Genomic DNA, 12,491 nt, shown 5'->3' with positions numbered 1-12,491 from the left:
ATGTACCACGACTCAGTAATTTCTATCATTTTAGGTGGTGGACAAGGCTCTCGACTTTATCCACTAACCGCAACACGATCAAAACCGGCTGTTCCCATCGCAGGAAAATATAGATTGGTAGATATCCCCATTTCCAACTGTATCAACTCAGAAATCAAACGTATGTTTGTTTTGACGCAATTTAATTCTGCGTCCTTAAACAAGCACATCAAAAATACTTATCATTTCAGTTTCTTTAGTCAGGCATTTGTTGACGTTTTAGCTGCTGAACAAACGATGACCAGCAGTAATTGGTTTCAGGGCACCGCAGATGCTGTACGACAGAATATGCACCACTTCTTGAATCATGAATTTGAATATGCTTTGATATTATCAGGCGACCAATTATATCAAATGGATTTTAATAAGATGTTGGATGCGCACGTGGCAAGCAAAGCCGAAATAACCATTGCCACCCTACCGGTAGTAGAAAAAGATGCCACTTCTTTTGGTATTTTAAAAACAGATGAGAACAGCATCATTACGTCATTTATAGAAAAACCTGATGCCAGCTTGTTGCCCGATTGGACGTCTGAAGTAAGCAAGGAAATGAAAGCTCAAGGACGAAACCATTTGGCTTCTATGGGAATTTATATCTTCAATAGACAGCTGCTTATTGATCTTATGAACAATCCAGATACCAATGATTTTGGAAAAGAAATTATTCCGCAGTCTATTGACAAACATAAAACATTGAGCTATCCATTTGAAGGCTATTGGACGGATATTGGAAATGTTGACTCCTTCTTTGAGGCCAATCTGGGTCTTGCCGATGAAATCCCAGAATTTGATCTGTTCAACAATAAAAAGCGAATTTATACTAGAGCACGGATGTTGCCAACCACAAAAATTAGTGGTACTACCCTCAACAGAGCAGTTATTGCAGAAGGTTGTATCATTAACGCAGCAAAAATAGAAAATTCCGTCATTGGGATTAGGGCAAGAATAGGGCATGATTCCACAATTATCAATACCTATATGATGGGTAGTGATATTTATCAAACCCTTTCTGAAGTAACATCCACATCAACAATTCCTATGGGTATTGGAAAACGTTGCTTTATAAAGAATGCCATTATTGATAAAAATTGCTGTATCGGAAATGATGTAAGAATCAATGTGGACGAAAATTCAAAAGATGAAGAAACAGATACTTATGCGATAAAAGAGGGTATTATCGTCATCAAAAAAGGTGCGACAATTCCGCATGGAACGGTCATCTAAACAGCGCGGTATACAATGTAGTTGTGGTCTTTACTGAAAATAAAAAATACTTAATAAAATCCTGTTCACGAGATAGTAAAATAGCTCATAAACAGGATTTTTTATCTTCCTATTATTTAGGCTTATCCACCCATTAGCCTTTATTTGTCGATTGATCATGAAATTTTGATAGTTGATTTCTATATTGCCTACGGTTGTTGCTGTAGTTTCCTTAAAAGGAATTAAAATGTTATTTGGTTCTTAAGATTGCTAGAATAGATGATTTCATTTTCACCACTTTTAGCACAGAATTTCCCATTAAAATATTTTCATTTTTGTTGATGATGACCATCAATCTTTGCAGTCATTAAAAACTCGTCATCTTCAATGTCACGAGGATCGATAATGTTGGTTTTGTCCACAACCGTCTTTTTGAAAGCCAAATACGCCGCCAATAAAGCTGAATCTGAGTTCATCTATCCGTTCTTTAGTCAATTGTTGCAGTCGCTTATTCTGATACACTCATCCCTCTTTACCGTTAATTTGTTCAACATCAATAACAGAAAGAACATTGGATTCAGGTCGTAACTTTTGGTTCTGATAATCTACCAGAGCTTTAAAATCGTTGTTACTAATAATGCTGGATTCTATTCAACTAAGAACATCGCCGTTCCTGACAGCATATGTCTTTTAAGAAGCTCACACAGTATAGCCCTGAACTCAATCCTTGTGAACGAGTCTGGCAATAGATAAGAATAGCTTAAAAAATCAAAGATTTCAATCTATGAAAGAATGGTTACATGAAACCGTAAAAACAGGAGGAAAGAACCCATAAAATCAATCACGAGTAATTGGCATTATCATATTGCTATTAACGACATCTTATAGTCAAATTAGTATAAAAACCTAGTTTTCAATCAGCTCCAAGCCTTGATTAATCCCTTTCTCTACTGCAGGTACGCCTTTATACATCCAAAGAGGCATGGCTTCACCTTTCAAATAATAATCAAAAAACTGTGCCATACGGATATTAAAATCTTTTCTATTTTGCAATTTAACTGGCCAATGTGGTTCTCCATTGTAGTTCAGCAACCATGATGGTTTTCCCAATCGACGCAAACTCATAAAAAACTCTATTCCCTGATACCAAGGCACATGTCCGTCGGCATCATTATGTAAAATTAAAAGAGGTGTATTTATTTTATCCATGTTAAAAATAGGTGAGTTTTCAACGTAACGCTGTGGATATTCCCAAGGTGTTCCTCCAATTCTACTTTGGGTATGTTCATATTGAAACTGTCTGCTCAAGCCCGTCCACCAGCGTATACCCCCATAAGCACTAAGCATGTTTACAACGGGTGCGCCAGATTCAGCGGCTTTAAAAATATCGGTTCTAGTTACTAAATAAGCTATTTGATAACCACCCCAACTGTGTCCTTGTACACCAATATTATCCTTATCAATAAAACCTTTTTCTATCATTGAGGTTACACCGGGAATCACACAATTAAAGGCGCTTTCACCGGGGTAACCTTCGCGATAATGAATATCTGGGACAAAAATCACATATCCTCTACTACTATAAAAACTATAGTTTATGGAAGATCTGCCCGCCATTGGGGCTCTGTGCGAATGTAAACCATCTGAACTGCGTTCATAAAAATTGACCAGCATGGGATACTTTTTATTAGGATCAAAATTTTCTGGCTTCACCAGCAATCCTGTAAGTTCAAGACCGTCTAACGAGATCCAATTGACCAATTCAACAGTACCCCAATTATAGCTCGATTGTTGGGGGTTAGCGGTACTTATTTGCTTCACGTTTTTAAAATCTGGATCAGTGACCCTTAAATCAGGAAATTCTTGAAAAGATTCTCTGGTAAATAATAATTTATCTGATAAAGTTGCCTTTTTAGGCTTTGAATATTTATAAGGACCAGAAACTAAAGCTTTAATTTTCTCAGATTTTGGATTGTAAGAAACAAATCCAGCTTCTTTGGTAGTTTCATTGAAAATGCTCAATAACCATTCTTTTTTGTCATCTAAAAAACGCTCTTCCGCATCTGTCTTAACATAACGATAAATTGTTTTTGATGCTCTCCCATTGGTCAGTTTTGTATAAGCTCCTGAATCAGGATTAAATTTAAAAATGTCATACCGATCATAAAGAATCAATGCCTTGTCATCCTTTGTAAAACCTGCGCTACCATAAGAAGATGGATAATCTGGTGCATCATTTAATTCGTCATAAAACTGTAAACCTTTAGTTAATGTCTTATAACTTTTATTGGAAATATTATAACTGAACCAAAGCGTATCCATCGGGTTATAGCCATATACATATTGAGCATTGGGACTCAAATTTGCAGATGTAAATTTGGTAAGTGCTGCTGTTGTTTCTCCTGTATTTGTATTAACAACCGCATAATCTTTAGCCCTATTTCCCGTCCATTGACTTTCCAATTCATAAGGTTCAGAGTTTGCAACTAAGGCATAACTAGCGTTTCCTTCATTACCTAATTCTACATCAGGAAACTGCGCGGTAGCTAATTGTACGAGTTTATTATTGTTTTTTAAATCAATCAGTGTTTTATAGGATCTTACAGTATCGTTTTTAACCTGTAGTTTTTGTACAGTATATAGTCTGGGTTCATTATAGGTCCAAACCTCAACATTTACAGTTTGATCATCGGTTAATAGTGTATCTTTTATAATTGGTGGTTTTGCCAATCCAAAAAATAGTTTCGATTCATCTTTTGAAAAATGGATCTCTCCATTAGAAGAAACGAGGTAATTTTTAGGAGCAGACGCGGAACTTACTAATTTTTCAGCCATTGTGCTGCCTTCTTTCCAATAAAAAAGTGCGTTGGGACGGATTTGTATTTTGGTAGTATCCGTATCTACTACAAAACCCAAATTTTTACCCGATTCACTAAAAGCGAGTTGATAATATTTTGCCTTTTTGGTTTGATAAATGGTATTAGTTTCACTTTTTTCAAGGTTCATCACCACAACCCGTGTTTCAGATTCCTTATCATTTCCAGTGGCTGTATATGCAAAATATTTTCCTTTTTCAGCAAAGATGTAGCTCGTTACAAACTTAATGGTGTCCTGCTGCTGGGTCATCAAATTACGCAATACGACGTGGTATCCATTTTGCTTGCTTACTTTTTTGATCTTCTTTTTATCAATTCTATTTTCCGTTTTTATAGAATCAGCACCTTTTTCTTTTTCAGATTTTATGTCTTCAAGTTGATATGCGATATAACCAGACCATTTCTCAGGTTTTTTATACGATTTTATATTGGCGATTTTTGAAAGATCACCGGTATTTATATTATAGATACCTAAAGTGTCTTTAGGCATCTTATCTTTTTTGGTTTTTCGTTGTTTTAGCGCGGTTATACTGTCTTTATAAGGTTTAATGGTGAATAGTATAAACCTAGAATTGTAGGTGAACCCACCTTTTTCTCCTCTGGCGTATTCAAAAACTTGTTTTCCTTGGGATGTCTTAAGTTTTAGAGTTTGATCTTGCTCTCCTTTTTGGAGCGCATAAACAACATGTGTCCCATCAGGAGAGATACTTTCATTTTCAACAGTATTCCAAAGGTCCAAATCAGCATGATCTAAGATTTTCTTTTGTGAAAAAACAAGTAAACTTGATAAAAATAAAGTGAGGGAAAAAAATATTTTCATAATATTTAGTTGGATTAATGAGCTCAATTTAACGATTCCACTTAAATTTTTAGGTTTTTTAAAGCGATGAATTAATGGCGGATTTCATGATTTGAAAAATCAGAACCCACTCGTGTCTTAAGTTTCAAAATATATCTTTTAACTAATCGTCATCCGGATTTGGGGCAGCTTCTTTTTCCTTAGTCAAGGTCTTTTCCTTTTGAATCTTCTCAACATCATAGGTCTTTCCCAGATAAACCAATTTCCATCCTTCGGTAAACTTTTCTTCATCTGGGTCGACATCTGAAATGATGTGCAATACACCCTGTTCATCCTTTAAAAACATAGGAATGATGTTATCATCCTTTCCACTCAATTCTATCAAACTTTTAAGATGCTCCTTATCTTGTATATCTATTTCGTTAATGGCAGGATGTTTTCTTGTCGTCTCCGTCAAGGAAATAAAATCATCGGTTTGTATAAAAATATGATCTTTTGGAACGTAATTAGGATCACTCAATTCATCTGATGTAATCAATCTAAAGACACCATTTTGACCAAATTCTTTACCGAATCTATTGATGGCAAACTGATTAATATCAGAATTTCCAGTCAAGGCAATAATATAACCGATATCATTCAACTCAATATTATCCTCCAAAGAGGCTTCGTATACATTAGAAACAATACCCTCTAAGCCCAATTCCTTTGCTTTTGAAATATTGATTTGATTATTGTCAAGAAGCACCACGCGCCTTCCGTTTTTCTGTAAATAGTTACCAATAAGTCGGGATGATTTGGACGCACCCACAATTAAAATACCGTTTGCTTTTTTGAGAAACACCCCCAATAGTTTTGCAATGTACCGTGCAGTTGTAGCATTCAGTATAACGGTTCCTAACACAATCATAAACACCAAAGGTGTGATAAATTCAGCATCTTGAACACCATTTTTTGCCAATTTCAAACCAAATAAAGAAGCGATACCTGCAGCCACAATACCTCGTGGTCCGACCCAACTTATAAAAATCTTTTCATTGAATTTTAGTGAGGAATTAAAAGTACTCCAGAAAACACCAATCGGTCTCAGTATAAAGACTACCACGGCGAAAAGCGCGACCATGTTCCAATTAAGCACCAGTCTCAAATCTTCCATATTGATGTTAGCAGCAAGCAGGATGAACAGGATAGAAACCAATAGAATGCTCAAGGACTCTTTGAAATACAAAAGTTCTTTTAAATAAGGCGAATTGGAATTGCCCAAGACCATCCCCATGACTACTACGGCCAATAAACCCGATTCATGTGCAAATTCATCAGCTAGTACAAACACACCCAGCACGCTCGCCAAAGCAAACACATTAAGTAAATAATGAGGAATCAAGCGTTTGTTCATGATAAAATTTAGTCCGTGAGCAAAGGCAAATCCAAAAGTACTTCCAAATAATACAATCTTTCCAAACTCAATAAACGCAGTTTTAGTAAACGCACCACCAGCATCAACACTGATAAATTCAAAAACCAATACCGCCACTAAGGCGCCGATGGGATCGATAAGGATGCCTTCCCATCTCAGAACAGCAGAAACATCCTGTTTTAGGGGAATATGCCGTAAAATAGGCGTGATGACGGTCGGGCCTGTAACAACAATCAATGCCGAAAACAAAAAAGACATTTCCCAACTGAGATAAAATATATAATGTGCTGCAACTGCGCCTCCAAAAAAAGTAACGGTTGAACCGATAGTGATCAATTTAGTAATGACCGGTCCAATGTTTTTGATCTCTTTCATGCGCAAGGTCAATCCGCCTTCAAAAAGAATAATACTTATGGCTAAGGAGACAAAATAAAACAGACTTTCTCCTGGAAAAAGTCCCTTTTCGCCATTATATATGGGTTGGATCCATTTCGTTCCGTCGCTTGAAAGGTATTCTGCGGCAAATGGTCCTACCAAAAGACCTATTAAAATTAGCGGAAGAATAGCTGGAATTTTCAACTTCCATGCTACCCACTGTGCCAAAATACCTAATATGACAATTCCTGATAATTCAATCATATACTTAGTTTATCTTATTTTCTGTGGAAAGATGGTAAAGTTATTTTTTTTGACTCAAACAGCGCAAATAATATCATAAAATTAAAAATGATGGGCTAAAACCGCAAGGAAATTAGCTTTTCAGCAATAAATTTTCCCTACTTCTTCTGCTGTTTTGATTCTGAATTGTAATATAATCTTTTTAAGCTTTTTTTGAGTACCGTAAAGCGATAGATGCCAATAATGAAAAAAATGGCGCTAAAAACTAAAGACAATACGGCCAAATATTTAAAATCAGGAAAGTTTTTTAACTGAAAAAAAGCAATGCCTCCCAACATTAAATATAACGAGGATCTGATATAAGACAATAAAGTGCGCTCATTAGCCAATCTCGTTCGTTCAATGGCCAAATAATCTCTTAAAATAACCTCTTGATCTGGTTTGAAATCCCGTCCAAACCTCAAAAGTTTAATTTTGCTTAGCTTTAGAGACGCTGGAACAATTCTTTTCATAAATCTTTTTTATAAAATTAAAATAATTTTTAGTGCTTTCAAATTATCAGAGTCGTAAGTTAGCTTCAATATGTTAAAAAACAGCCAATATCATTGACCAAAACGGTCAAATTTTAAGTGTTTTAGTAATTTGCGAGTTTAACAAAGCCTAAAGTAACAATTATGCAACTATATCCTATTGAATCTGGTAATTTCAAACTTGACGGTGGTGCCATGTTTGGTGTGGTTCCAAAATCGCTTTGGCAACGTACCAACCCTGCCGATGCCAATAATATGATTGATATTGCTGCGCGTTGTTTATTGATTGAAGACGGCAACCGACTCATACTAATTGATACCGGAATGGGCAACAAACAGAGCGATAAATTTTTTGGCTATTATTTTCTATGGGGCGATGACTCCATTGACAATTCTTTAAAACAACACGGTTTTCATCGGGATGACATCACAGACGTGTTCATGACTCACCTCCATTTTGATCATTGTGGTGGCAGCATCCAATGGAATAAAGACAAAACCGGTTACGAACCTGCCTTTAAAAACGCTCATTATTGGAGTAATTCCGAACATTGGCAGTGGGCAACCCAACCAAATAGACGAGAAAAAGCATCCTTTTTGAAAGAAAACATCCTTCCGATGGAAAAAAGTGGCCAACTTAAGTTTACCTCACTTCCGGACGATCGACTTTTAAAAAACTCTGAATTGGGCTTCGATATCTTTTTTGCGGACGGGCATACGGATAAACAAATGATCCCACTCATCAGCTATAAAGATAAAACCATCGCTTTTATGGCCGATTTGCTACCAACCGCTGGACATTTGCCTCTGCCTTTTGTCATGGGATATGATACCAGACCATTATTGACCTTAGATGAAAAAGAAGTGTTCCTAAACTTAGCTGCTGATAATAGTTATTACCTGTTTTTGGAACACGATGCCCATAATCAAATCATCACCGTAAAACATACGGACAAAGGCGTTCGTTTAGATAAGACATTTACTACACACGATATTTTTACAAATTAATAGATAGATCACATGAAATCATTTAAATCATTCGCTATTGTTGCTTTTGCAGCAAGTATCCTTTTTAGTTGTGGATCAACTTCCAGCGTCGTTTCAACACCACTGGAGAACATCGACACCTTGCCTTTAAAAACTTCTGAATTGACCGAAGCTGAAAAGCAACATTGGGGCCATTTAGATCTTAAAAACGATACCATTCCTGGGATGAGCGTTGACCGGGCTTACGATGAAATTATCAAAAACAGAAAAGGCAATACTGTTATCGTTGCAGTTATCGATTCAGGAATTGATATTGACCACGAAGATTTACAAGGCTCTATCTGGACCAATACAAAAGAAATTCCAGGTAATGGGATAGATGACGACAACAACGGTTATGTTGATGATGTACATGGATGGAATTTTTTAGGCGACGGCTATAATGAACAGTTGGAATTTGTACGTCTTTTGGCAAGTGGCGATACGTCGCACCCACGATATGCAGAAGCCAAAGCAGAACGGCAATCGGAATATGACAAATACGCTGGTATCAAAACCAATTATGAGCAATTTTTGCAACAAATCACCAATGCTGATGATGCCTTAGAAAAAGAAACGAAAAAGAAAAATTATACCAAGGAAGATGTCAATGCCATCAGCACCAGCAATCAAACCTTACAACAATACATCGCTATTGCAAAATACGTTTACACCATGGACTTTGATAGCCTTAAAGATGCTATAGCCGATATAAGTGAAGGTTTGGTAGACATTACAGACCGTCTTAATTATAACCTCAACGTCGATTTTAGAGGTCGTAAAACAGGGGATAACCCTGATGATATGGTAGAGAAATATTACGGCAATAACAATGTAAAACCTGTTAAACCGTCTGAAAGCCACGGGACACACGTTGCAGGTATTATTGCTGCCGGAAGAAATAACGGGAAAGGTGCCAATGGCGTTGCAAACAATGTAAAAATCATGAGTATTAGAGCGGTTCCAAATGGTGATGAATACGACAAGGATATCGCTTTGGCTATTAGATATGCAGCTGACAACGGCGCCCAAATAATCAACACAAGTTTTGGTAAATACTACTCTCCACATAGTGACTGGGTAAGAGATGCTATTGTGTATGCAGCCTCTAAAGATGTCTTGATTGTTAATGCAGCCGGAAATGAAGGTGCTGACCTTGATACCAAAGATGTCTATCCTAATGACGCTATTGGCACTGGGCCTGAGGTTTCAGATAATTTCATAAGTGTGGGATCATTAGATCCAAAATATGGTTCTGGGATGGTTTCAAGCTTTTCAAATTATGGTAGAATAAACGTTGATATTTTTGCTCCAGGAGGAAATATCTATTCGACCTTCCCAGAAAATACATATAAGAGCATTGGAGGCACCTCAATGGCTTCTCCAGCGGTTGCAGGTATTGCCGCACTAATTCGTTCTTATTATCCAAAATTGACCGCGCCACAGGTTAAAAAAATTATTATGGATTCTGGCTTAGCGCTAACGACCAAAGTAATGGTTGGTGGCGAATCATCGAACGTAAAACCATTTAGCGAGCTTTCAAAATCACAAAAAATTGCCAACGCTTACAACGCTATGATCTTAGCGGAACAAACGGCAAAAAACCTTTAATTAAATCGTATTTATAATGAAAATCACTTTTTCTTTAATTCTTAGTTTTCTTTTGCTCATGCCGCTTACAAAAGGGCATTCACAAAACGAGACACCACCATCTTCCAATCCACACTATTGGCAGCAACATGTAGATTACACCATGGAGATTGATATGGATGTTAAATCCTACAAGTATACTGGCACACAAAAATTGGTCTACACCAATAATTCGCCTGATGTTTTGCACCGTGTTTATTATCATTTATATCCAAATGCCTTCCAACCGGACAGCGAAATGGATGCTCGGTTAAAAAGCATTCCGGATCCTGACGGCCGTATGGTCAATAATTTAGGCACCAAGGCTGATCCAATTTATGAGAGTAGAATCAGTAAATTAAGTCCGGATGAAACAGGATATATCAAAGTGAATTCATTAACTCAAGATGGCAAAAAAGTCAATCATGAAACGCAAGGCACCATTTTGATCGTTACTTTGGATCAACCAATCCAACCCGGAGGAAAAACAACATTTGATATGGTTTTTGATGCTCAAGTACCGGTACAAATCCGTCGTTCTGGAAGAAATAACAAAGAAGGCGTGGCATTGTCCATGTCACAATGGTATCCAAAACTGGCAGAATACGATGATGAAGGTTGGCATGCACATCCTTATATTGCCAGGGAATTTTATGGTGTTTGGGGAGACTTTGATGTCAAAATCACCATCGATAAAAATTATACCATTGGCGGAACAGGCTATCTTCAAAATCCGAACGACATAGGCCATGGTTACGAAACCGGAGCAGTAAAAAAACAAAAAGGCAAGACTTTTACTTGGCATTTTAAAGCACCAAACGTTCACGATTTTACCTGGGCGGCAGATCCTGACTATATCCATGACAAACTTCAGATTGAAAATGGACCCATGTTGCATTTTTTATATAAAAAAACCATGCCAGCGGATAAACTGGAAAACTGGAAAATATTACAACCTGTTACAGAACAGTTGATGGATTATTTTAGCACGCATATAGGCGAGTATCCTTACGATCAATATTCTGTGATACAAGGCGGTGATGGTGGCATGGAATACGGGATGTGTACACTTATTGTAGGTGAGGGTTCAATAAGTGGTTTGATCAGTGTTACGGCCCATGAATTGGCACATAGCTGGTTCCAATTTGTATTGGCAAGCAATGAGAACAAACATTCTTGGGTGGATGAAGGATTTACGAGTTATATTCAGGATAGAGCATTGGATGCCATTACCGGTACCAATAGTGATAATCCTTTTGCTGGATCGTATCGTTCCTATATTTCAATGGCCAATTCTGATAGAGAACAGCCTCTATCTACCCACGCTGACCGTTTTGCCTACAATCGGGCGTTTTCTGTTGCTTCCTACAGTAAAGGTGCCTTGTTTTTATCACAATTGGGTTATATTATGGGTGAAGAAAATCTGGACAAAACCCTTAAGCAGTATTATAAGGAATGGGCCTTCAAACACCCAAAACCTATGGATTTTATTCGCATCGCCGAAAAAGTTTCGGGACTTGAGTTGGATTGGTATTTAACCGATTGGGCCCAAACCACAAACACCATTGATTATGCGGTTAAAAATGTGGATTCCGAGGGCAATAAAACAACCGTCACTTTAGAGCGCATCGGGTTAATGCCGATGCCTTTAGATCTTGAGATTACCTACACTGATGGTTCAAAATCAGCCTATCATATTCCTTTAAGAATGACGAGAGGTGCTAAACCAACAACTGATACCACAACAGTTTTATCAAATTGGGCTTGGGCATATCCAACCTATACTTTTGATCTTGAAAAACCTAAGAGTAATATAGCGTCTATAACCATTGATCCGAGAGGGTATATGGCAGATGTTAACAGAGAAAACAACGTTCTAAAAGTTAATTAACCTCACACTTGCTTTATAAAAAAACCGCTTCCAACAGGCGGTTTTTTTATGCTGCAAAGTAGTACCTTTGCTACCCTATGGATCAGTCGTATAAAAAAATAGAAAAACTTAAAGGCCAGAAGCTTATTGAAAAGCTCTTTTCTGAAGGCAAGTCTGTAGTTGCTTATCCATTGCGATTGGTATATTTAAAGACCAATTTTGACGATCCTGTAAAAATAAAAGCAGGTGTTTCCGTAAGCAAACGGAATTTTAAAAAGGCCGTTGATAGAAATAGAATAAAACGCTTGATGAGAGAAGCTTATCGACTTAATAAATCGAAATATTTTAACAACATTCCCGATCAATATGCGTTTATGATTTTGTACATTGGTAAAACCCAAACCGATTTTGAAACGGTTTCAAAAAAAATGAATACCCTAATGGACGCCTTTTTAAAACAACAATCCCTCACTAAACCCTAATT

The 12,491-nt window shown here is 37.0% G+C and carries 9 protein-coding genes; 5 read left to right on the top strand and 4 right to left on the bottom strand.

The window, feature by feature from the left end; all coding sequences use genetic code 11:
* Positions 1-1,263: a glucose-1-phosphate adenylyltransferase gene (locus J4051_RS00800; protein WP_208231709.1), complete on the top strand. Its 1,263-nt coding sequence runs from the start codon at positions 1-3 to the stop codon at positions 1,261-1,263.
* A 308-nt stretch (positions 1,264-1,571) separates the two neighbouring features.
* Here J4051_RS00800 and J4051_RS00795 read toward each other — a convergent pair whose 3' ends face one another.
* From J4051_RS00795 to J4051_RS00780, 4 genes are all read right to left on the bottom strand, one after another.
* Positions 1,572-1,718, bottom strand: a complete 147-nt coding sequence (locus J4051_RS00795) for a hypothetical protein (protein WP_208231708.1) — start codon at positions 1,716-1,718, stop codon at positions 1,572-1,574.
* Positions 1,719-2,148: 430 nt separating this feature from the next.
* A complete protein-coding gene (locus J4051_RS00790) occupies positions 2,149-4,938 on the bottom strand; it encodes an alpha/beta hydrolase family protein (RefSeq protein WP_208231707.1) in 2,790 nt (929 codons plus the stop codon).
* 142 nt (positions 4,939-5,080) lie between these two features.
* Complete coding sequence (locus J4051_RS00785; protein ID WP_208231706.1) at positions 5,081-6,973, bottom strand: cation:proton antiporter; 1,893 nt, start codon at positions 6,971-6,973, stop codon at positions 5,081-5,083.
* A 137-nt stretch (positions 6,974-7,110) separates the two neighbouring features.
* Positions 7,111-7,464 (bottom strand): DUF202 domain-containing protein, encoded by a 354-nt coding sequence (locus tag J4051_RS00780; protein ID WP_236027135.1) that lies wholly within the window; start codon positions 7,462-7,464, stop codon positions 7,111-7,113.
* 162 nt (positions 7,465-7,626) lie between these two features.
* Here J4051_RS00780 and J4051_RS00775 point away from each other — a divergent pair, with 162 nt between their 5' ends.
* From J4051_RS00775 to rnpA, 4 genes are all read left to right on the top strand, one after another.
* Positions 7,627-8,490, top strand: a complete 864-nt coding sequence (locus tag J4051_RS00775) for an MBL fold metallo-hydrolase (protein WP_208231705.1) — start codon at positions 7,627-7,629, stop codon at positions 8,488-8,490.
* 12 nt (positions 8,491-8,502) lie between these two features.
* Positions 8,503-10,119, top strand: a complete 1,617-nt coding sequence (locus J4051_RS00770) for a S8 family peptidase (protein ID WP_208231704.1) — start codon at positions 8,503-8,505, stop codon at positions 10,117-10,119.
* Between the two features lie 16 nt (positions 10,120-10,135).
* A complete protein-coding gene (locus J4051_RS00765) occupies positions 10,136-12,028 on the top strand; it encodes a M1 family metallopeptidase (protein WP_208231703.1) in 1,893 nt (630 codons plus the stop codon).
* Between the two features lie 77 nt (positions 12,029-12,105).
* Positions 12,106-12,489, top strand: a complete 384-nt coding sequence (rnpA, locus tag J4051_RS00760; protein WP_208231702.1) for a ribonuclease P protein component — start codon at positions 12,106-12,108, stop codon at positions 12,487-12,489.
* Positions 12,490-12,491: the final 2 nt, after the last annotated feature.

The sequence above is a fragment of the Gelidibacter pelagius genome, assembly GCF_017581925.1.
In the GTDB taxonomy this organism is placed as follows: Bacteria; Bacteroidota; Bacteroidia; order Flavobacteriales; family Flavobacteriaceae; genus Gelidibacter; species Gelidibacter pelagius.
Note: the sequence above shows the minus strand (reverse complement) of the source record. Positions and strands in the feature narration are given on the sequence as shown.

Coding starts and splice junctions, on each gene's coding strand:
- J4051_RS00800 (WP_208231709.1), top strand. CDS start 1: ATGTACCACGACTCAGTAATTTCTATCATTTTAGGTGGTGGACAAGGC.
- J4051_RS00795 (WP_208231708.1), bottom strand. CDS start 1,718: ATGAACTCAGATTCAGCTTTATTGGCGGCGTATTTGGCTTTCAAAAAG.
- J4051_RS00790 (WP_208231707.1), bottom strand. CDS start 4,938: ATGAAAATATTTTTTTCCCTCACTTTATTTTTATCAAGTTTACTTGTT.
- J4051_RS00785 (WP_208231706.1), bottom strand. CDS start 6,973: ATGATTGAATTATCAGGAATTGTCATATTAGGTATTTTGGCACAGTGG.
- J4051_RS00780 (WP_236027135.1), bottom strand. CDS start 7,464: ATGAAAAGAATTGTTCCAGCGTCTCTAAAGCTAAGCAAAATTAAACTT.
- J4051_RS00775 (WP_208231705.1), top strand. CDS start 7,627: ATGCAACTATATCCTATTGAATCTGGTAATTTCAAACTTGACGGTGGT.
- J4051_RS00770 (WP_208231704.1), top strand. CDS start 8,503: ATGAAATCATTTAAATCATTCGCTATTGTTGCTTTTGCAGCAAGTATC.
- J4051_RS00765 (WP_208231703.1), top strand. CDS start 10,136: ATGAAAATCACTTTTTCTTTAATTCTTAGTTTTCTTTTGCTCATGCCG.
- rnpA (WP_208231702.1), top strand. CDS start 12,106: ATGGATCAGTCGTATAAAAAAATAGAAAAACTTAAAGGCCAGAAGCTT.